This is a genomic window from Neobacillus sp. MER 74 (genome assembly GCF_023714155.1).
The window spans coordinates 15,721-37,570 of sequence record NZ_JAMAUV010000019.1 but is presented as its reverse complement, the minus strand read 5'-3'; the positions used below and the strand labels follow the sequence as shown (position 1 = coordinate 37,570).

General features: G+C 40.3%; 23 protein-coding genes and 1 other annotated feature. All 23 genes read right to left on the bottom strand.

All coding sequences use genetic code 11. The features are described from left to right. Positions 1-2: 2 nt before the first annotated feature. The 23 genes from rpsS to M3610_RS21765 all read right to left on the bottom strand — a co-directional run bounded on the left by rpsS (position 3) and on the right by M3610_RS21765 (position 21,847). Positions 3-281 carry a 30S ribosomal protein S19 gene (gene rpsS / locus M3610_RS21875; RefSeq protein WP_098573673.1) on the bottom strand — a complete coding sequence of 93 codons (279 nt, stop codon included), beginning with the start codon at positions 279-281 and terminating at the stop codon, positions 3-5. Between the two features lie 60 nt (positions 282-341). After that, positions 342-1,172, bottom strand: a complete 831-nt coding sequence (gene rplB / locus M3610_RS21870) for a 50S ribosomal protein L2 (RefSeq protein ID WP_098573676.1) — start codon at positions 1,170-1,172, stop codon at positions 342-344. A gap of 29 nt (positions 1,173-1,201) precedes the next feature. Beyond that, positions 1,202-1,486, bottom strand: a complete 285-nt coding sequence (rplW, locus tag M3610_RS21865) for a 50S ribosomal protein L23 (RefSeq protein WP_098573679.1) — start codon at positions 1,484-1,486, stop codon at positions 1,202-1,204. After that, entirely contained in the window at positions 1,486-2,109 is a 624-nt protein-coding gene (gene rplD, locus M3610_RS21860; RefSeq protein ID WP_098573682.1) for a 50S ribosomal protein L4, read from the bottom strand. The genes rplW and rplD overlap by 1 nt, the downstream gene beginning before the upstream one ends. 28 nt (positions 2,110-2,137) lie before the next feature. Next, positions 2,138-2,764, bottom strand: a complete 627-nt coding sequence (rplC, locus tag M3610_RS21855; protein WP_026565522.1) for a 50S ribosomal protein L3 — start codon at positions 2,762-2,764, stop codon at positions 2,138-2,140. Positions 2,765-2,803: 39 nt separating this feature from the next. Further along, complete coding sequence (gene rpsJ, locus M3610_RS21850; protein ID WP_075689935.1) at positions 2,804-3,112, bottom strand: 30S ribosomal protein S10; 309 nt, start codon at positions 3,110-3,112, stop codon at positions 2,804-2,806. Between the two features lie 503 nt (positions 3,113-3,615). Further along, a complete protein-coding gene (tuf, locus tag M3610_RS21845; protein WP_098573688.1) occupies positions 3,616-4,803 on the bottom strand; it encodes an elongation factor Tu in 1,188 nt (395 codons plus the stop codon). A 131-nt stretch (positions 4,804-4,934) separates the two neighbouring features. After that, positions 4,935-7,016 carry an elongation factor G gene (fusA, locus tag M3610_RS21840; RefSeq protein WP_098573691.1) on the bottom strand — a complete coding sequence of 694 codons (2,082 nt, stop codon included), beginning with the start codon at positions 7,014-7,016 and terminating at the stop codon, positions 4,935-4,937. A gap of 48 nt (positions 7,017-7,064) precedes the next feature. Further along, positions 7,065-7,535 carry a 30S ribosomal protein S7 gene (gene rpsG / locus M3610_RS21835; RefSeq protein ID WP_098573694.1) on the bottom strand — a complete coding sequence of 157 codons (471 nt, stop codon included), beginning with the start codon at positions 7,533-7,535 and terminating at the stop codon, positions 7,065-7,067. 41 nt (positions 7,536-7,576) lie between these two features. After that, positions 7,577-7,999: a 30S ribosomal protein S12 gene (gene rpsL, locus M3610_RS21830; protein ID WP_026565517.1), complete on the bottom strand. Its 423-nt coding sequence runs from the start codon at positions 7,997-7,999 to the stop codon at positions 7,577-7,579. Between the two features lie 101 nt (positions 8,000-8,100). After that, positions 8,101-8,349: a 50S ribosomal protein L7ae-like protein gene (locus M3610_RS21825; protein WP_098573696.1), complete on the bottom strand. Its 249-nt coding sequence runs from the start codon at positions 8,347-8,349 to the stop codon at positions 8,101-8,103. Between the two features lie 135 nt (positions 8,350-8,484). Continuing rightward, positions 8,485-12,084: a DNA-directed RNA polymerase subunit beta' gene (gene rpoC / locus M3610_RS21820; RefSeq protein ID WP_251462596.1), complete on the bottom strand. Its 3,600-nt coding sequence runs from the start codon at positions 12,082-12,084 to the stop codon at positions 8,485-8,487. Between the two features lie 86 nt (positions 12,085-12,170). Continuing rightward, on the bottom strand, positions 12,171-15,728 hold the full coding sequence (gene rpoB / locus M3610_RS21815; protein ID WP_251462593.1) for a DNA-directed RNA polymerase subunit beta: 3,558 nt from the start codon (positions 15,726-15,728) through the stop codon (positions 12,171-12,173). A 252-nt stretch (positions 15,729-15,980) separates the two neighbouring features. Further along, complete coding sequence (locus M3610_RS21810; protein WP_251462590.1) at positions 15,981-16,583, bottom strand: class I SAM-dependent methyltransferase; 603 nt, start codon at positions 16,581-16,583, stop codon at positions 15,981-15,983. A 118-nt stretch (positions 16,584-16,701) separates the two neighbouring features. Continuing rightward, entirely contained in the window at positions 16,702-17,064 is a 363-nt protein-coding gene (gene rplL, locus M3610_RS21805) for a 50S ribosomal protein L7/L12 (RefSeq protein WP_098573702.1), read from the bottom strand. A 203-nt stretch (positions 17,065-17,267) separates the two neighbouring features. After that, the gene (rplJ, locus tag M3610_RS21800) at positions 17,268-17,768 is read right to left on the bottom strand and encodes a 50S ribosomal protein L10 (RefSeq protein WP_098573705.1); all 501 of its coding nucleotides are present in this window, start codon (positions 17,766-17,768) and stop codon (positions 17,268-17,270) included. 33 nt (positions 17,769-17,801) lie between these two features. Next, positions 17,802-17,946: a sequence feature (ribosomal protein L10 leader region), on the bottom strand. Positions 17,947-17,999: 53 nt separating this feature from the next. Next, positions 18,000-18,698: a 50S ribosomal protein L1 gene (rplA, locus tag M3610_RS21795; protein ID WP_098573708.1), complete on the bottom strand. Its 699-nt coding sequence runs from the start codon at positions 18,696-18,698 to the stop codon at positions 18,000-18,002. Positions 18,699-18,855: 157 nt separating this feature from the next. Further along, positions 18,856-19,281 carry a 50S ribosomal protein L11 gene (rplK, locus tag M3610_RS21790; RefSeq protein ID WP_026565509.1) on the bottom strand — a complete coding sequence of 142 codons (426 nt, stop codon included), beginning with the start codon at positions 19,279-19,281 and terminating at the stop codon, positions 18,856-18,858. A gap of 179 nt (positions 19,282-19,460) precedes the next feature. Then, entirely contained in the window at positions 19,461-19,994 is a 534-nt protein-coding gene (nusG, locus tag M3610_RS21785; RefSeq protein ID WP_026565508.1) for a transcription termination/antitermination protein NusG, read from the bottom strand. 136 nt (positions 19,995-20,130) lie between these two features. Continuing rightward, positions 20,131-20,313 (bottom strand): preprotein translocase subunit SecE, encoded by a 183-nt coding sequence (secE, locus tag M3610_RS21780; RefSeq protein WP_098573710.1) that lies wholly within the window; start codon positions 20,311-20,313, stop codon positions 20,131-20,133. Positions 20,314-20,358: 45 nt separating this feature from the next. Then, positions 20,359-20,505 (bottom strand): 50S ribosomal protein L33, encoded by a 147-nt coding sequence (gene rpmG / locus M3610_RS21775; RefSeq protein WP_098573712.1) that lies wholly within the window; start codon positions 20,503-20,505, stop codon positions 20,359-20,361. 112 nt (positions 20,506-20,617) lie between these two features. Further along, positions 20,618-21,268 (bottom strand): RNA polymerase sporulation sigma factor SigH, encoded by a 651-nt coding sequence (sigH, locus tag M3610_RS21770; protein WP_098573714.1) that lies wholly within the window; start codon positions 21,266-21,268, stop codon positions 20,618-20,620. Between the two features lie 69 nt (positions 21,269-21,337). Further along, on the bottom strand, positions 21,338-21,847 hold the full coding sequence (locus M3610_RS21765; RefSeq protein WP_098573716.1) for an NYN domain-containing protein: 510 nt from the start codon (positions 21,845-21,847) through the stop codon (positions 21,338-21,340). Positions 21,848-21,850: the final 3 nt, after the last annotated feature.

Here is a 21,850-nt window from a genome sequence, read left to right as displayed (position 1 = left end):
TCTTAACGTCTTGTTTTCTTGTCATCATTACCATGGCCCTTGTAAGCACGAGTTGGAGCGAACTCTCCAAGCTTGTGTCCTACCATGTCTTCTGTAACATATACAGGCACATGTTTGCGACCATCATATACTGCGATAGTGTGGCCAATAAATTGTGGGAAGATTGTAGAACGGCGTGACCAAGTTTTAATAACTTGTTTGCTATCAGTCTCGTTCAACTTTTCTACCTTAACCATTAAATGATCATCAACAAATGGTCCTTTTTTTAAGCTGCGACCCATGAAGGAACCTCCCTTCGTGACTGTTCTACGGTTCTTTCTTTGAACCGTAGGAATATCACGTTATTTTTTACGACGACGTACGATAAATTTATCTGATTTGTTTTTCTTCTTACGAGTTTTGTATCCAAGAGTTGGTTTACCCCATGGAGACATTGGTGATTTACGTCCGATTGGTGAACGTCCTTCACCACCACCGTGTGGGTGATCGTTAGGGTTCATTACAGATCCACGAACTGTTGGACGTTTACCTAACCAACGAGAACGACCTGCTTTACCAATGTTGATTAATTCGTGTTGTTCATTACCTACTTGACCAACTGTAGCGCGGCATTCAGCAAGAATCATACGAACTTCACCAGAATTTAAACGTACTAATACGTATTTACCTTCTTTACCTAGTACTTGTGCGCTTGTTCCAGCAGAACGAACTAACTGGCCGCCTTTTCCTGGTTTTAATTCGATGTTGTGTACTACAGTACCAACAGGAATGTTTGCTAATGGAAGTGCGTTACCCACTTTAATATCTGCCTCTGGACCAGACATTACTTCCATGCCAACTACTAGATTTTTAGGAGCTAAGATATAACGCTTTTCTCCATCCACGTAATTGATTAATGCGATATTTGCAGAACGGTTTGGATCATACTCAATTGTAGCAACGCGTCCTGGAATGCCATCTTTGTTACGTTTAAAGTCAATTATACGATATTGACGTTTATGACCGCCACCTTGATGACGAACAGTTAACTTACCTTGGTTATTACGGCCGCCTTTTCTCTTAACTGGAGCTAAAAGAGATTTTTCTGGAGTACTAGTTGTGATTTCTGCGAAATCAGAAGTAGTCATTCCGCGACGACCATTGGAGGTAGGTTTGTACTTTTTAATCGCCATTTTATTTCCCTCCTCTTCTTGATAGGTTCTTATGCTTCAAAGAATTCGATTTCTTTGCTATCAGCAGTTAATTTTACAATTGCTTTACGACGTTTATTTGTGTAACCACCGAATTTTCCCATACGCTTGAATTTACCTTTGTAGTTCATGATGTTTACTTTTTCAACATCTACGCTAAAGATTTCTTCGATAGCATCTTTAACTTGTGTCTTGTTAGCTCTAACATCTACTTCAAAAGTATATTTTTTCTCAGCCATTAGGTCAGTAGAACGTTCAGTGATAACGGGGCGCTTAATGATATCGCGTGAATCCATTATGCAAGCACCTCCTCTACTTTTTCAACCGCTGCTTTAGTCATGATTAATTTCTCATGATTAACAACATCTAATACGTTAATTCCATCAGCAGTTACTACTGTAACGCCAGGAATGTTGCGTGCAGATAATGCTACGTTTTCGTCAAGATCTGCTGTAACGATTAACGCCTTTTTCTCTACAGAAAGACCATTTAGAACAGTCTTGAATTCTTTTGTTTTCGGAGCATCGAAAGTTAATAAATCTAACACTAAGATGTTCTCTTCTAATACTTTAGAAGAAAGTGCAGATTTGATTGCTAAACGACGAACCTTTTTCGGTAATTTGTAAGCGTAGCTGCGTGGTGTTGGACCGAATACAGTACCACCTCCGCGCCATTGTGGAGAACGGATAGACCCTTGACGAGCACGTCCAGTTCCTTTTTGACGCCATGGTTTACGACCACCGCCGCGTACTTCAGAACGAATTTTAGTTTTATGAGTTCCTTGACGTAATGAAGCTCTTTGCATAACAATTGCTTCAAATAATACGTGTTGGTTTGGCTCAATACCAAATACAGAATCATTAAGTTCGATATCTCCAACTTGAGATCCAGCTTGGTTTAATAATGCTACTTTAGGCATTCTTTGTTCCTCCTTTCTAAAAGGGTGACTATGCTTTAATTGCACCTTTGATTTTTAATAATGCTTTTTTAGCGCCTGGAACGTTACCTTTGATTAAAAGTAAGTTACGCTCTGTATCAACCTTAACGATTTCAAGGTTTTGTACAGTGATTTGTTCTCCACCCATACGTCCTGGTAATAATTTACCTTTGAAAACGCGGTTTGGAGCAACAGGTCCCATTGAACCTGGGCGACGGTGATAACGAGATCCGTGAGCCATTGGTCCGCGTGATTGTCCGTGGCGTTTAATTACACCTTGGAAACCTTTACCCTTTGAGATTCCTGTTACATCTACGATATCTCCAGCAGCGAAAATATCAACTTTGACTTCTTGACCAACTTCATAGCTTGCTAAGTCATCTCCGCGGAATTCGCGAACGAAGCGCTTAGGAGCAGTATTAGCTTTAGCAACATGCCCTTTTTCTGGTTTGTTAGCTAACTTTTCACGTTTGTCTTCAAAACCAACTTGAACTGCAACATAACCGTCGCTTTCAACTGATTTCTTTTGAAGTACTACGTTTGGAGCTACCTCAACTACAGTTACAGGAATTAAGTTACCATTGCTAGCAAATACTTGAGTCATACCAATCTTTCTTCCTAAGATTCCTTTGGTCATTTAAGTCACACCTCCTAATATATTTGTGATTTATTTTGATTAAAGTTTAATTTCAATATCAACACCAGATGGTAAGTCTAAACGCATTAACGCATCAACAGTTTGTGGAGTTGGGTTAACGATGTCGATTAGACGCTTATGTGTCCGTTGTTCGAATTGCTCACGAGAATCTTTGTACTTATGAACCGCACGAAGGATTGTGTAAACAGTCTTTTCAGTTGGTAACGGAATTGGACCCGAAACTGATGCACCTGAACGTTTTGCTGTTTCAACGATTTTTTCTGCAGATTGATCTAGGATTCTGTGATCATACGCTTTTAAACGGATACGAATTTTTTGTTTTGCCATTATTTTCCCTCCTTTATTCGCCTATTTTCTAAATAGACATTCTCAGTGAAAATTTCCCTCACACACTCGCCATGGCAAAGCGGCCGGGTGTGTCAGCAACCTTTCACATCATCGCAGTCAAAGACCAACATTGTCTATTATACATAAAACATAAAGCAAAAGCAACACCAATTGTGAAGTTTTTTTTATGTTTCTGTTTCGAACACTTTTCCTATTATAGCGGCTGATATTCACTTTTTCAACAGTTATTATTAATCTCCAGAAATATCCTAATTAGAAACGCTGCAAAGCTTTGACCAAAACCCATTTATACAATTGTAATTAACTCTATCTATTTTTCTGAAAGTTCGTAAATTAAAGTTCTATATTTAATAGAAGAAACTCGGATATTATATATTCCAATTTCAATTATTGAGCTACAAAAAAGCAGATGGATCGTCATCCATCTGCTTTCATATCTTTGATCATTTTCGACTCAGCACCAAAGGAGCTGTAGTTTCAAATTACTCAGTGATTGTAGTGATTGAACCTGAACCTACTGTACGTCCACCTTCACGAATAGAGAACTTAGTTCCTTCTTCGATCGCGATTGGAGCGATAAGTTCAACTGTCATTTCGATGTGGTCACCAGGCATAACCATTTCAGTACCTTCTGGTAACATACAGATACCAGTGATGTCAGAAGTACGGAAATAGAATTGCGGACGGTAGTTAGAGAAGAATGGAGTGTGACGTCCACCCTCTTCTTTTGATAATACGTAAACTTGTGCTTTGAACTTTGTGTGTGGAGTGATTGACTTTGGTTTAGCCAATACTTGACCACGTTCGATATCTTCACGAGCTACACCACGAAGAAGCGCACCAATGTTGTCTCCTGCTTCAGCGAAGTCAAGAAGTTTACGGAACATTTCTACTCCTGTTACAGTAGTAGATTTTGGCTCTTCAGTGAAACCAACGATTTCAACTACGTCACCAACTTTAACTACACCACGCTCAACACGTCCTGTAGCAACTGTTCCACGACCAGTGATTGAGAATACATCCTCAACTGGCATCATGAATGGCTTATCAGTGTCACGAGTTGGAGTTGGGATGAACTCATCAACAGCGCTCATAAGTTCGAAGATTTTTTCTTCCCATTCAGCTTCGCCTTCTAATGCTTTTAGAGCAGAACCTTTGATAACTGGAGTGTCATCGCCAGGGAAATCGTATTCAGATAATAGATCACGAATTTCCATTTCTACTAATTCAAGAAGCTCTTCGTCGTCAACCATATCACACTTGTTCATGAATACAACAAGGTAAGGTACGCCTACCTGACGAGAAAGAAGGATGTGCTCACGAGTTTGTGGCATTGGGCCATCAGTAGCAGATACTACAAGGATACCGCCGTCCATTTGCGCAGCACCAGTGATCATGTTTTTAACATAGTCAGCGTGTCCTGGGCAGTCTACGTGTGCGTAGTGACGGTTATCTGTTTCATACTCAACGTGTGCAGTAGAGATTGTGATACCACGTTCTTTTTCTTCTGGTGCACCATCGATTTGATCGTATGCACGTGCTTCTGCTTTACCAGATTTAGCAAGTACAGAAGTGATTGCTGCAGTTAAAGTTGTTTTACCATGGTCAACGTGTCCGATTGTACCAATGTTAACGTGTGGCTTAGAACGGTCGAATTTAGCTTTACCCATTAGGAAATCCTCCTCTAAATTATAAAAATTTAATTAATATTATTTTATGTAAGCCGTGAGTAAGGTTGTCCCGAACCCACGACTTCCACTTCTTACATAGTAGTTATACTTTAACAAAGAATGAAAATCAATTATTCACCTTTATTTTTTTTGATGATTTCTTCAGAAACTGATTTTGGTACTTCCTCATAGTGGTCGAAGTGCATGGAGAATACTCCACGTCCTTGTGTACTAGAACGAAGTGCAGTCGCGTAACCAAACATTTCTGAAAGTGGAACCATTGAACGTACTACTTGTGCATTACCACGTGCTTCCATACCTTCAACACGTCCACGGCGAGCAGTGATTTGTCCCATGATATCACCAAGATATTCTTCTGGGATAACTACTTCTACTCTCATCATTGGTTCAAGGATAACAGGACTACACTTAGAAGCAGCATTTTTAAGTGCCATAGATGCGGCAATTTTAAACGCCATTTCAGAGGAGTCAACATCATGGTATGAACCATCAAATAGTCTTGCTTTAATATCAACTAGTGGATATCCAGCAAGAACACCGCGTTGTAATGCATCTTCAAGACCAGCTTGAACTGGAGCGATGTATTCACGAGGAACAACACCACCGACAATACCGTTTTCGAATTCGAATCCTTTACCTTCTTCGTTAGGAGAGAATTCGATCCAAACGTGTCCGTATTGTCCACGACCACCAGATTGACGTGCGAATTTACCTTCAACTTGTGCAGATGCACGGAAAGTTTCGCGGTACGCAACCTGAGGCGCACCTACATTAGCTTCAACTTTAAATTCACGACGCATACGGTCAACGATGATATCAAGGTGAAGTTCACCCATACCAGCAATGATAACCTGTCCAGTTTCCTGGTCAGTGTGTGCACGGAAAGTTGGATCTTCTTCTTGAAGCTTTTGTAGTGCAGTTGTCATCTTGTCTTGATCTGCTTTTGATTTTGGTTCAACAGAAAGTTGAATTACTGGTTCAGGGAATTGCATAGACTCTAAGATAACAAGGTTTTTCTCGTCACATAAAGTATCACCAGTAGTTGTATCTTTCAAACCTACAGCAGCAGCAATGTCACCAGCATAAACCTTTGAGATTTCTTGACGGCTGTTCGCATGCATTTGCAGGATACGTCCGATACGTTCACGCTTGCCTTTTGTTGAGTTTTGGACATATGATCCAGACTCTAGAGTACCAGAGTAAACGCGGAAGAACGTTAATTTACCAACATAAGGGTCAGTCATAACTTTAAATGCAAGAGCAGCAAACGGCTCTTCATCACTTGAATGACGCTCAATAACTTCATTCTCATCATCAATAGCGTGACCTTTGATTGCAGGTACATCTAATGGAGATGGAAGGTAGTCAATAACTGCATCAAGCATTAACTGAACACCTTTGTTTTTGAATGCTGATCCACAGATTACTGGATAAAATTCTACATTAACAGTACCTTTACGAATTGCTGCTTTAAGCTCTTCTTTAGAGATTTCTTCTCCACCAAGGTATTTTTCCATTAATTCTTCATCTAACTCAGCAACTGCTTCAACTAACTTCTCACGGTATTCTTCAGCTTGAGCCATGTATTCTTCTGGAATCTCACGAACTTCAATGTCAGTTCCTAAGTCATTCCCGTAAAATACTGCATTCATTTCCACTAGGTCAATGATTGCTTCAAACTGATCTTCAGCACCGATTGGTAACTGAATTGGATGTGCATTCGCTTGAAGACGGTCATGGATTGTTCCTACAGAATATAAGAAGTCAGCTCCAATTTTGTCCATCTTGTTTACGAATACAACACGCGGTACACCGTAAGTTGTTGCTTGGCGCCATACAGTTTCAGTTTGAGGCTCAACACCAGATTGAGCATCAAGTACAGCTACTGCACCATCAAGTACACGTAATGAACGTTCAACTTCAACTGTGAAGTCTACGTGTCCTGGTGTATCAATGATGTTTACACGATGGCCATGCCATTGTGCAGTTGTTGCTGCGGAAGTAATTGTGATTCCGCGTTCTTGTTCTTGTTCCATCCAGTCCATCTGAGACGCACCTTCATGTGTTTCACCGATCTTATGGATACGGCCAGTGTAATAAAGAACACGCTCAGTGGTAGTCGTTTTACCGGCATCAATGTGAGCCATGATACCGATATTACGAGTATTTGCTAAGGAGAACTCTCTTGCCATTGGGTCTTTCTCCTTCCTAGTTTGAAAGTTTTTATATTGAAGGTTAGATTACCAACGATAGTGAGCAAACGCTTTGTTTGCTTCAGCCATTTTGTGTGTATCTTCACGCTTTTTAACAGATGCACCTGTGTTATTTGCTGCATCCATGATTTCATTAGCTAAACGCTCTTCCATTGTTTTCTCTCCACGGTTACGTGAATAGTTCACTAACCAACGAAGACCAAGAGTTGTACGGCGGTCAGGACGCACCTCAACTGGTACTTGGTAGTTCGCTCCACCTACACGGCGAGCTCTAACTTCTAGTACAGGCATGATATTTTTCATAGCTGCTTCAAATACTTCCATTGGTTCTTTACCAGAACGCTCACGGATTGTATTGAATGCAGAGTAAAGAATTTCTTGAGATTTCCCTCTTTTACCGTCAACCATCATTTTGTTGATTAAACGAGTAACTAATTTTGAATTGTAAAGTGGATCTGGTAACACGTCTCTCTTTGCTACAGGACCTTTACGTGGCATATTTTTTCCTCCTTTCAACGAAGCTTCTATTTAAGTTGTAATTATTTTTTAGCTGCTTTTGGTCTCTTCGTACCGTATTTAGAACGACCTTGCATACGGTTGTTTACACCAGCAGTATCAAGCGCTCCACGTACGATATGATAACGTACCCCTGGTAAGTCTTTTACACGTCCTCCACGAATAAGAACAACGCTGTGCTCTTGTAGATTGTGTCCAATACCAGGAATGTATGCTGTCACCTCGATACCATTTGTCAAACGTACACGAGCATATTTACGTAACGCTGAGTTTGGTTTCTTTGGAGTCATTGTACCAACACGAGTACATACACCGCGTTTTTGTGGTGAAGATACATTAGTTTGTGATTTTTTGAAGCTGTTATAACCTTTGTTAAGTGCTGGTGATTTTGACTTTTCCTCTTTTGATTGACGAGGTTTACGCACTAATTGGTTAATAGTAGGCATTTATGTTTCCTCCCTTCATTATTTGTAAGCCCACACATCCAGGTGGTTCATTTTTTTGCAAAAACAAAGTTTTTGCAGACTTTCTATCTACAAAAACGCTTTTAGCTGATAATTGCAACAGTTGAAGCACCAACTTCAATCCCACATGCTTTTCCGAGTTTTCTCATCGAATCCACATAAAGGATAGGAACATTTATTTCAAGAGCTTCATCAACCACTTTTGACGTTAACTTTGGATCAGCGTCGTTAGCGATAATTAACTCTTTCACATTACCTTCTTTAAGTGCCTTTACTGTTTGTTTTGTTCCTATAACGAACTTTTGTGCCTGTAATACTTTTTCATAAGACATCGTTCATATCCTCCAAAGTATCAGGTGAATAGGAGCACCTTTGATATAGTACCATCTTAACAATTAGATGTCAACACGACTTTTAATATTTTCTTAAAATAAGGAATCTGCTAGTTAGCAGATCCCTTACTTTTATTAATCAATTGTAACTGTTTCTTCAGAGGTTGTATCGCGAAGGACAGGCTCTGCTTTGCGGTAACGCTGCATTCCTGTTCCAGCTGGTACAAGCTTACCAATGATAACATTTTCTTTTAAGCCAAGTAATTCATCGCGTTTGCCTTTAATGGCAGCATCTGTAAGAACCCTTGTGGTTTCTTGGAAGGATGCAGCAGAAAGGAATGAATCAGTTTCAAGCGACGCTTTTGTAATACCAAGTAAGACTGGACGTCCTGTTGCAGGCATTTTTCCTGATAACAAAGCCTTTTCGTTCGCATCAGTAAACTGGTGAATATCCAGAAGTGTACCCGGTAGTACATCTGTTTCACCCGCATCACCAACACGTACTTTACGCAACATTTGACGAACCATTACTTCTACGTGCTTATCGCCAATTTCTACCCCTTGCATACGATAAACCTTTTGAACTTCTCGTAATAAGTACTCTTGGACAGATGTAACGTCTTTAACTCTAATTAATTCTTTCGGATCAATAGAACCTTCCGTTAATTCTTCCCCACGAGCCACATTATCATTTACAGCCACTTTTAAGCGGGCAGTATATGGTGCATTGTATGTTCTGGATTCAACTTCACCCTGAATAACAATTTCATGCTGGCGGTCACGGCCTTCGTTAATACCAACGACAACCCCATCAATTTCAGAAATAACCGCTTGCCCTTTAGGGTTACGCGCTTCAAAAATTTCCTGGATACGTGGTAAACCTTGTGTAATATCGTCACCGGCCACCCCGCCTGTATGGAATGTACGCATTGTTAACTGTGTACCTGGTTCACCGATAGATTGGGCAGCAATAATACCAACTGCTTCCCCAACTTCAACCTCTTGACCTGTTGCCAGGTTGCGGCCATAACATTTTTTACAAACACCATGACGGGTATTACATGTAAATGCAGAACGGATTTTTACAGTTTCAATGCCAGCATTCACAATTGCTTCAGCTAAATCTTCTGTAATTAAACCATTTTCAGGAACGAAGACTTCTCCTGTTTCAGGATGTTTAATCGCCTTACGTGCATATCGGCCAATTAAACGTTCGTCTAAGCCTTCAATGATTTCTGTGCCATCTTTAAGGGCGCTTATTGTGAAGCCGCGGTCTGTGCTACAATCGTCTTCACGAACAATAACATCCTGAGCAACGTCAACAAGTCGACGTGTTAAGTAACCAGAGTCCGCCGTCTTAAGTGCTGTATCAGCAAGACCTTTACGGGCACCGTGTGTCGAGATAAAGTACTCTAATACCGTTAACCCTTCACGGAAACTTGATTTAATTGGTAACTCAATGATCCGTCCAGCCGGGTTAGCCATCAGACCACGCATACCAGCAAGCTGCGTAAAGTTCGATGCGTTACCACGGGCTCCGGAATCACTCATCATAAAGATTGGATTCGATTTATTCAATGATTGCATTAGTTTACCTTGAATGGTATCTTTTGCAGCACTCCAGATGGCAATTACGCGGTCATAACGCTCATCTTCGGTAATGAGACCACGTCTGAATTGCTTCATAACGCTATCTACTTTACCCTGTGCCTCATGAAGAATTTCCTGCTTCTCAGGAAGTACGACAATGTCAGCAACACCAACAGTAAGACCTGCTTTAGTTGAATGTCTAAATCCTAAATCCTTCATGCGGTCAAGCATTTTAGACGTTTCTGTAATCTTGAAACGCTTGAACACTTCAGCAATGATATTTCCAAGGATTTTCTTCTTAAACGGATCAATCAATGGCATCGACTGAATTTTCGCCTTAATATCTTCGCCTTTTTCAACGAAATATTTTACAGGTGTTTCAACTTCTAGATTCTGTCTAGTCGGTTCATTAATGTATGGGAAGGATTTCGGCAGAATTTCATTGAAAATAAGCTTACCAACTGTAGTAATTAATAGCTTATTGTTTTGTTCTTCTGTGAAAGTTTCATTTCCTAATGAACCTGCATGCACTCCTACACGTGTATGCAAATGAACGTAGCCATTTTGATATGCGAGAATCGCTTCACTTGTATCTTTAAAAACCATACCCTCGCCGACTGCGCCTTCTCTTTCTAGAGTCAAGTAATAGTTTCCTAAAACCATGTCTTGGGAAGGAGTAACAACTGGCTTACCATCTTTAGGGTTCAAGATATTTTGTGCTGCAAGCATTAATAGTCTTGCTTCTGCTTGGGCTTCTGATGATAACGGTACGTGAACCGCCATTTGGTCACCATCAAAATCGGCATTGTATGCAGTACATACAAGCGGATGCAGACGGATGGCCCGGCCTTCAACTAGAGTTGGTTCAAAGGCTTGAATCCCAAGTCTATGAAGTGTAGGGGCACGGTTTAATAATACTGGATGCTCTTTAATGACGTCTTCGAGCACATCCCAAACATCTGGAGATACTCTTTCTATTTTACGTTTTGCAGATTTAATGTTATGAGCTAACCCTTTTTCAACTAATTCCTTCATAACGAAAGGTTTGAATAGTTCTAGTGCCATTTCTTTTGGAAGTCCACATTGGAACATTTTCAAGTTTGGCCCTACAACGATAACCGAACGCCCTGAATAGTCAACACGCTTACCAAGCAAGTTTTGACGGAAACGGCCTTGTTTACCTTTTAACATATGAGAAAGTGATTTCAACGGACGGTTACCCGGTCCTGTAACAGGACGTCCACGGCGGCCGTTATCAATCAAGGCATCAACAGCTTCTTGAAGCATACGTTTTTCATTCTGAACAATAATGCTTGGTGCACCTAAATCTAATAAACGTTTTAAACGGTTATTACGGTTAATAACACGGCGATATAAATCATTTAAATCAGATGTTGCAAATCTACCGCCATCCAATTGGACCATTGGACGAAGTTCTGGAGGGATAACAGGTAGAACATCAAGAATCATCCAAGATGGCTCATTTCCAGAACCGCGGAATGCTTCTAACACTTCAAGGCGTTTGATCGCACGTGTACGACGCTGACCTTGTGCGCTTTTTAATTCCTCTTTTAATCCGTCTACTTCCTTGTCTAAATCGATATCGAAAAGAAGTTTTTTAATTGCTTCTGCACCCATGGCAGCTTGGAATTTGTTTCCGTACTTTTCACGATATGCACGATATTCTTTTTCAGATAATAGCTGCTTCTTATCAAGAGCTGTATCTCCTGATTCCGTTACAACATAGGAAGCAAAGTAAATAATCTCCTCCAAAGCTCTTGGAGACATATCTAATACAAGACCCATCCGGCTTGGGATTCCTTTAAAGTACCATATATGTGAAACTGGCGCAGCAAGCTCAATATGCCCCATACGTTCACGACGAACCTTTGCTCGTGTGACTTCCACACCACAGCGATCACAAACGACACCTTTATAACGGACACGCTTATACTTTCCACAATGACATTCCCAATCCTTTGTTGGACCAAAAATACGTTCGCAGAATAAGCCGTCTTTTTCAGGCTTTAATGTACGATAGTTAATCGTTTCTGGTTTTTTAACTTCTCCGAAGGACCATGAACGGATCTTATCCGGTGAAGCAAGACCAATCTTCATAAACTCAAAATTATTAACATCCAGCAAGGGGCCTACCTCCCTTTTGATATCCAGGTTTTACCCTTATGACGTACAAAAGTGGGAGCGCATAGTGCGCTCCTACTCATATATAGTTACTCTTTTGAACCGACTTTTTCTGATTCAAATGCTTGTTCAGGAACAATGTTTAACGTATCGACTTGTTGTAAGTCATCGTCATCTTCCGTATCGCGCATTTCAATTTCTTCTTCGTCACCTGAAAGAATTTTTACATCCATTCCTAGACTCTGAAGTTCTTTAATTAATACTTTGAATGATTCTGGAACACCTGGTTCCGGAACATTTTCACCTTTGACAATCGCTTCGTACGTTTTTACACGACCAACCACGTCATCGGATTTAACCGTAAGGATCTCTTGAAGTGTGTATGCTGCACCGTATGCTTCAAGTGCCCAAACCTCCATCTCACCAAAACGCTGACCACCAAATTGAGCTTTACCACCCAATGGCTGCTGCGTAACTAATGAGTATGGTCCAGTTGAACGGGCGTGGAGTTTATCATCAACCATGTGTGCAAGTTTAATCATATACATGACACCTACAGAGACACGGTTATCAAATGGTTCCCCAGAACGGCCATCATAAAGGACCGTTTTCGCATCACGAGCCATACCTGCTTCTTCAATTGTTCCCCAAACATCTTCTTCACGTGCTCCGTCAAATACTGGAGATGCAACATGAATACCTAGGTAACGGGCTGCCATTCCAAGATGGAGTTCAAGCACCTGTCCAATGTTCATCCGTGATGGTACCCCTAGTGGATTTAACATGATATCCACTGGTGTTCCGTCTGGTAAAAACGGCATATCTTCTTCCGGTAAAATTCTTGAGATAACCCCTTTGTTACCGTGACGTCCCGCCATTTTATCACCTTCAGAAATCTTACGTTTCTGAACGATGTAGACACGGACAAGTTGATTCACGCCTGGTGGCAGTTCATCGCCATCTTCACGATTAAAGACTTTAACATCAAGGACAATCCCGCCGCCGCCATGTGGCACACGTAGAGAAGTATCACGAACTTCACGAGCTTTTTCACCGAAAATTGCATGTAAAAGACGTTCTTCTGCTGTTAATTCTGTAACTCCTTTTGGTGTTACTTTACCAACTAACAAGTCACCATCTTTCACTTCAGCACCAGTACGAATGATACCGCGCTCATCCAAATTACGAAGTGCATCTTCCCCGACGTTCGGAATATCACGTGTAATTTCTTCCGGCCCTAGTTTAGTATCACGGGATTCTGACTCATATTCTTCAATATGAATCGAAGTGTATACATCGTCTTTTACAAGACGTTGATTCATAATAATCGCATCTTCATAGTTATAACCATCCCATGTCATAAAGGCAACAAGGACGTTACGGCCTAGGGCTAATTCTCCTAATTCCATGGATGGACCATCAGCAAGAATTTCACCTTTAGTTACACGGTTACCCACTGCAACGATCGGACGTTGGTTATAACATGTTCCTTGGTTAGAACGGATGAATTTTAACATGCGGTATTTATCAAGATTTCCTTTTACCTCTTGACCGTCAACCACATTAATACGACGCACCCATACCTCACGTGCTTCCACGTGTTCAACAATACCTTCGTGCTTACAGATCACCGCTGCACCCGAGTCTTTACCAGATACATATTCCATACCTGTTCCAACACGAGGGGCTTCTGGCTGCATGAGTGGTACGGCTTGACGCTGCATGTTCGCACCCATTAGGGCACGGTTGGAGTCATCATTTTCAAGGAACGGAATACATGCTGTTGCTGCAGACACGACTTGCTTTGGCGATACATCCATATAGTCAATACGTTCACGTTTAACAACCGTATTTTCACCACGGAAACGAGCTACAACTTCCTCATCCAAGAAAGATCCATCTTCATCTAAGCGAGAGTTCGCTTGGGCTACTACATAGTTATCTTCTTCGTCAGCTGTTAAGTAATCGATCCGAGCAGTTACCTTACCAGTATCAGGGTCAACCCTGCGGTATGGTGTTTCGATAAATCCAAATCGGTTAACTTTCGCGTATGAAGAAAGCGAGTTAATCAAACCAATGTTTGGACCCTCTGGTGTTTCAATCGGACACATCCGGCCATAGTGGGAGTAGTGAACGTCACGAACTTCCATTCCAGCACGTTCACGTGTTAAACCACCAGGTCCTAATGCAGAGAGACGACGCTTATGCGTTAATTCAGCAAGCGGGTTGGTTTGGTCCATGAACTGTGATAATTGCGAGCTGCCAAAGAATTCTTTAATAGACGCAATGACTGGACGAATGTTAATCAGTTGCTGTGGAGTAATTGTCGCTGTGTCTTGAATGGACATTCTTTCACGAACCACACGCTCCATACGGGATAACCCAATCCGGAATTGATTCTGAAGCAATTCTCCAACAGAACGAAGACGTCTGTTACCTAAGTGATCGATATCATCCGTGTCACCGACACCGTGCAATAGATTAAAGAAGTAGCTAATCGATGCAATGATATCAGCTGGTGTAATATTTTTAATTGGTTCTTCCACATAGGCATTACCTAAGACATTAATTACCTTTTCATTATCATCACCAGGAGCATAAATCTTAATATCCTGAAGTGTAATCTCGTCCTCTACAACACCGCCATATGGATTAAAGCCTTTGAAATTAATATTCTTTTCAAGAGCAGGGAGAATTCTATCCAGATTTCTTCTATCTAGAACTAAGCCTTTCTCGGCAATAATTTCACCAGTTTCAGGATCCGCAAGGGACTCTGCTAAGCGTTGGTTGAATAAACGATTTTTGATATGAAGCTTTTTATTAATTTTATAACGGCCTACATTAGCAAGGTCATAGCGCTTAGGGTCAAAGAAACGTGACACTAATAAGCTCTTTGCATTTTCAACCGTAGGTGGTTCACCTGGACGAAGACGCTCATAAATTTCTAAAAGGGCCTTTTCGACACCTTCCGTATTGTCTTTCTCAAGTGTATTGCGGATGTATTCGTTATCCCCAATCAATTCAATGATTTCTTGATCAGAGCCGAAACCAAGTGCACGCAAAAGAACCGTAACGGGCAGTTTCCGAGTACGATCTATTCTCACATAAACGACATCTTTAGCATCTGTTTCATATTCGAGCCAAGCGCCGCGGTTCGGAATGACAGTAGCAGAAAAGCCCCGCTTTCCATTTTTATCGAACTTCCCACTATAGTAAACACTCGGAGAGCGCACTAATTGTGAAACAATAACACGTTCCGCCCCGTTAATGACAAACGTACCAGTCTCAGTCATAAGTGGAAAATCACCCATAAATACATCTTGATCTTTTACTTCACCTGTTTCTTTGTTCACAAGACGTACTTTTACACGCAATGGAGCAGAATATGTAACGTCCCGTTCTTTTGATTCCTCTACTGAATACTTTGGATCGCCAAGACTGTAATCAATAAATTCTAGTGATAGGTTACCAGTAAAGTCCTCGATTGGTGAAATATCCTGGAACATTTCACGCAAACCCTCATCAAGAAACCATTGATAAGAAGAGGTTTGGATTTCAATAAGATTTGGTAATTCTAAAACTTCACTGATTCGTGCGTAACTTCTTCGTTGGCGGTGTCGTCCATACTGAACTAGTTGACCTGTCAACTGATTCACCCCTCAAATCAAGCGTTATTATTAAAATCTATTAACGTTTATGGAATAGAAAATGACTTCTCTTCCAGTAAACAAAAAGAAAAAGGGTTTTTAGTTAAAAACCACATTTTCACATTTAGACTATTATTTTGTCATCATTTCCTTAATATCCCTTTTTTATACAAGATAATCAAGTATTTATAGGAATAATTCGGAAATTATTATGATGGCATTTTATAATGCTATCATAGTGACATTTTCAAGTCAACTTTTTTGTGCCCTTATGACAAAATAACCTTTGGATTTGTCAATAGTTTCGACGTGGTTAAATAAATTATTTAATTTTTCAATCGCGGATGGTGCACCTTGTTTCTTTTGAATGACAACCCAGAGCTCCCCCTGTGACACGAGATGATCAAAGCTTTGTTCAAAAATGTCATGAACTGTTTTCTTTCCTGCTCTAATCGGTGGATTTGTTAAAATTGCTGCAAATGTGTTTTCTTTCACATTCAACAACCGGTCACTCTCATAGATTTTAACATTCTGGATCCGATTTATTTCTGCATTTTCCTTTGCCAATTCAATAGCCCGCTCATTAACATCAACCATATGAATCATACGTTCATGATAATATTTTGCAAGCGACAGACCTATTGGCCCATAGCCGCAGCCAACATCCAGGAGGAATCCGTCTGCATTTGGCATTTCAAAAGACTCAATTAATAAACGTGAGCCGAAATCTACTTCTCTTTTTGAAAACACACCGTTGTCCGTTTTAAAACGAAAAGAGTTATTTTTTAAAGTGTAGTCCCAAAATTTCGGGTCACTTTCGACCTTTTGTGTTCGAGAATAGTAGTGTTCAGACAACTGACTCACCTCCGAGGAAGATTAATAATTGAAGATAGACGAGGAAAAGAAACTAAAAATCTAAATTCTATTAAGCCAAAAAAAGCCCGCTTATACAGCGAGCTCGTTTTTGAGATTATTACTTAACTTCAACGTTTGCTCCAACTTCATCAAGCTTAGCTTTGATTGCTTCAGCTTCATCTTTAGAAACGCCTTCTTTAACTGGCTTTGGAGTGTTGTCAACAAGGTCTTTTGCTTCTTTAAGACCAAGACCAGTGATTTCACGTACAACTTTGATAACTTTGATTTTTTGATCGCCAGCGCCAGCTAGGATTACATCAAATTCAGTTTTTTCTTCAACAGCAGCAGCACCAGCGCCGCCAGCCATTGCTACTGGAGCAGCAGCAGTTACGCCGAATTCTTCTTCGATTGCTTTTACTAGATCGTTAAGTTCTAAAACAGTCATAGTTTTAACTGCTTCAATGATTTGTTCTTTAGTCATGATTAATTTCCTCCTTAGTTTTCGTTCGAATTTATTAGTTTGACGCTAAGATTGTCCAGCTTCAGCTCCCAGCAGCTAGTGTCCTTCGCTCTTCGCCCTACGATAAGTCAACATCGGTTCGCTGTCGCTCTCCGTGTTTCCTTTATCTCGGTTGAAGCGCTCCAGTCCATACGCTGCTAAACGGTCGCTTCAGCATTTCTAGCTTACGCGCCTTGTTCTTCTTTTTGTTCTGCAACTGCTTTTGTAACAAGAGCAAGGTTGCGGATTGGAGCTTGTAGTACGCTGAGTAACATAGATAGTAAACCTTCGCGTGATGGTAGGTCAGCAAGAGCTTTAATTTCTTCAGCTGTTGCAACGTTCCCTTCAATTACACCTGCTTTAAGTTCAAGTGCTTCATGCTTTTTCGCAAAGTCGTTCAAGATTTTAGCTGGTGCTACTACATCTTCAGTACTGAACGCAATTGCGTTTGGACCTGTTAATGCAGCGTTTAAATCAGCAAGACCAGCTGCTTCAGCCGCACGGCGTGTCATAGAGTTTTTGTAAACTTTGAATTCCACACCAGCTTCACGAAGTTGTTTACGAAGTTCAGTTACTTCTGAAACAGAAAGACCACGGTAATCAACAACAACGGTTGATACGCTGCTCTTTAATTTATCAGAAATTTCGCTAACGATTTGTTGCTTTAATTCGATTGCACTGCTCATCTTTACACCTCCTGTAGAATTTCTACATTTATACCAGGCAAATAAACGCCTCCATATCGAACGGTGACATGGAGGCAGGATAACAACCGATCTCTCAGTTATTTATATCGCATTACCTCGGCAGGAAATTAAGTGCACTTGGCACACCTGCTGTCTACAGTACAAATGTTATTATTTTAAACAACAAAATAGATTATATAAAATCTATTTTATATTGTCAATTGGTAAAATTTATTTAACAGCTACTGATGAAGGATCAACTTTAACGCCAGGTCCCATTGTAGAAGCAACAGTTACGTTCTTCATGTAAGTACCTTTTGCAGCAGAAGGCTTCACTTTTAGCAAAGTTTCAAATACAGTGTTAAAGTTTTCAACAAGCTTTTCGTTTTCGAAAGAAGCTTTACCGATTGGCACGTGGATGTTACCAGACTTGTCAACGCGGTATTCAACTTTACCTGCTTTAATTTCATTGATTGCACGAGTTACATCAAATGTAACTGTACCAGTTTTAGGGTTTGGCATTAAGCCTTTAGGTCCTAATACACGACCTAATTTACCAACTTCACCCATCATGTCAGGAGTTGCTACGATTACATCAAATTCAAACCAACCTTGTTGGATTTTGTTGATGTATTCAGCATCGCCCACATAATCAGCGCCTGCTGCTTCTGCTTCTTTAACTTTTTCCCCTTTAGCGAAAACTAGAACGCGTTGCGTTTTACCAGTTCCGTTTGGAAGCACTACTGCACCACGGATTTGTTGGTCAGCTTTCTTAGGGTCAACGCCTAAACGGAATGCTGCTTCAACAGTTGCATCAAATTTAGCGAAGTTTGTTTGTTTTGTAAGATCAATTGCTTCAGCAATTGGATATGCTTTTAGGCGATCTACAAGCTTTGAAGCTTCTAAATACTTCTTACCTTTTTTAGCCATTTTAATTTCCTCCTAGAATTGTGGTTTTAGCGAATAATTCTCCCACGGCAAAGCGGAGGCGCCTTGAACAGGCGCCGCAGCTAGCCCACGAAAAAGGTTGCGAGTGTTTATAACGTCGCAACCCCTTCATTTTACAAAAAACAATCAGTTACATGGATTAGTCTTCGATGACGATACCCATGCTGCGAGCAGTACCTTCAACCATACGCATTGCTGCTTCAACGCTAGCTGCGTTTAGGTCAGGCATTTTCTGTTCCGCAATCTCGCGTACTGTATTACGCTTAACTGTTGCTACTTTATTACGGTTAGGTTCACCAGAACCTGACTGAATTCCAGCTGCTACTTTCAAAAGAACGGCAGCAGGAGGAGTTTTCGTAATAAATGTAAATGAACGGTCTTCAAATACCGTAATTTCAACAGGGATGATCAAACCAGCTTGATCTGCTGTACGAGCGTTAAATTCTTTACAGAATCCCATGATGTTAACACCGGCTTGACCTAGTGCAGGACCAACTGGTGGCGCAGGGTTTGCTTTCCCAGCAGGAATTTGTAATTTAACGACTTTAATTACTTTTTTAGCCACGAGACACACCTCCTTAAAGTCCGTGATGTGGTAATAGGGTTTTTTAGGAACCCTCCCACTCAGGCATCTGTCTTTATCTATTGATCATAAAGAACTTGACATAAGTCTTGTCTCATATAGAGACATACTGACCTATGAAATATTACCACTTTTTCAAAATGATTTCAAGTTTTTTTATATTAAAGTTTTTCAATCTGGGTAAAATCAAGTTCTACAGGGGTATCACGGCCGAACATATTAACAAGAACTTTCAGTTTCGCCTTGTCTTTATCCATCTCTTCTACTGATCCTGTAAAGTTAGCAAATGGACCTTCTTTGACACGAACCGTTTCGCCAATTTCATAATCAGCATCGACACGAGTTTCAGTAACACCCATTCGTTTTAATATAACGACAACTTCTTCTGGAAGTAATGGAGTTGGTTTAGAACCTGATCCTGATGAGCCAACAAAACCTGTTACTCCAGGTGTATTACGCACCACATACCATGAATCATCTGTCATCACAATTTCTACTAGTACATAACCAGGGAACACTTTGCGCTTTACTACTTTTTTCTTGCCGTTTTTTAGTTCGGTTTCTTCTTCTTCAGGGACAACTACTCGAAAGATCTTATCTTGCATCCCCATTGATTCGACCCGTTTTTCTAAATTTGCTTTTACTTTATTTTCATAACCGGAGTAAGTATGTAACACATACCAATTTTTTTCCATTTAAGAGGACTAGAACGTCCGTCCCTCCCTATTTATTAGTCATAGACTATTTTTTAAACAAATAAAAAACCCGTTATACGGGCTTTTAGATAAAAATTCCTTTATTAATCACCATTATACCATGAAAATTGATTTATTATTCAAGAATTAAACGAATCAATTTTGAAATTCCTAAATCAAGAACTGCAAAGAACGCTGCAAAAAAGACAACAGTCGTTAATACAGTAATCGTCGAGCGTGTTAGTTCTCCTCGTTTTGGCCAGCTAACTTTCCTCATCTCACGGAATATATCACTGAAGAACTTTGTTATGCGCTGCATGTTAAGTAACCCCCAAAATAAAATAACTATAAGAATATAGGATGACTATTTTGTTTCTCTATGAATGGTATGGGTGGTGCACGTTTTGCAGAATTTTTTTAATTCTAATCGCTCTGTTTGTGTCTGCTTGCTGATTGTCGAATAGTTTCGAGAACCGCAGACTGCACATGCAAGGATAACTTTTTTACTCATTTTCGACACCTTTACCCAATTTTCTATTATATCCTTAAAAATGTACCATGTACCCTAATTATTGTCAATATCCCTTGAAAACGGTTCAAATTTATGCCATTAAGGTAGGTTATTACAGCGAAAACTCGCGAAGTTCGAGATATCGTTCCAATTTTCTTTTCACTCGCTGCAGAGCATTATCAATGGATTTCACATGACGATTGAGTTCTTCTGAAATTTCTTGATAGGATTGACCATCTAAGTAGAGGGCCAATACCTTTCTTTCTAAGTCACTTAATAATTCAGTCATTTTAAATTCAATATGGTCAAATTCTTCTTGATTAATGATTAGCTCTTCAGGGTCAAGTACCTTTGCCCCTGACAAAACATCCATTAATGTTCGATCGGACTCTTCATCATAAATCGGCTTGTCCAAAGAAACATAAGAATTTAACGGAATATGCTTTTGCCGTGTTGCGGTTTTAATGGCTGTTATAATTTGACGAGTAATGCATAGCTCGGCAAATGCCTTAAAGGATGTCAGCTTGTCCTCTCTGAAGTCACGAATGGCTTTGTACAGTCCAATCATCCCTTCTTGGACAATATCTTCTTTATCAGCACCAATTAAAAAATAGGACCTTGCTTTTGCACGCACAAAATTACGATACTTGTGGATTAAATAATCCAATGCTTCACTGTCACCGTGGTGTACCAAATAAACAATTTCTTCATCTTCCATTACGAGAAACTGCTGGTTGACCTTTGTTCCGAAGTCCGTACTCAAAGTAGATCCCCTCCACCGAACAAGCATAGTTAGTAATAGTATACATGACAATTTTTCTAGTGTCCACGCTCACTTTTGACCCCTGCGCCACTTTTCGAAAATTTCTGCCATTTCATCACTCATATTGATTTTCGAGACAGGTTTTTTTTCTTGAATCTTTTTCACTTTCTGTTCGATGCCCCTTTCAATGGAGGACATTTCAATGAGCAACTCCCGAGCGGATTTTCTTAATGCTCCTTGTCCAAAGATCGCCCATTGCTCTGTATAATCGGAGGTGGCGACATGTATTTGCGTTCTCCGATTACTTAGGCTAATGGCCAATTTTTCTATCCGCTCATCTGCTGTTTCATTTTCTTTCGTAAAGATGACTTCTACTTGATGGTTTTTATATTTTTTCTCTGTTCCTTGCACATAGTAGGCATCAAAGACAACAATCACACGATATCCGGAATAGGCTTGATACTCCGCCATTCTTTCTACAAGACGATCTCTTGCTGCTGGCAGATCTCGATCTTTTAATGTCCTAAGTTCCGGCCAGGCCCCAATAATGTTATATCCGTCGACAAGCAGGATATCCATATG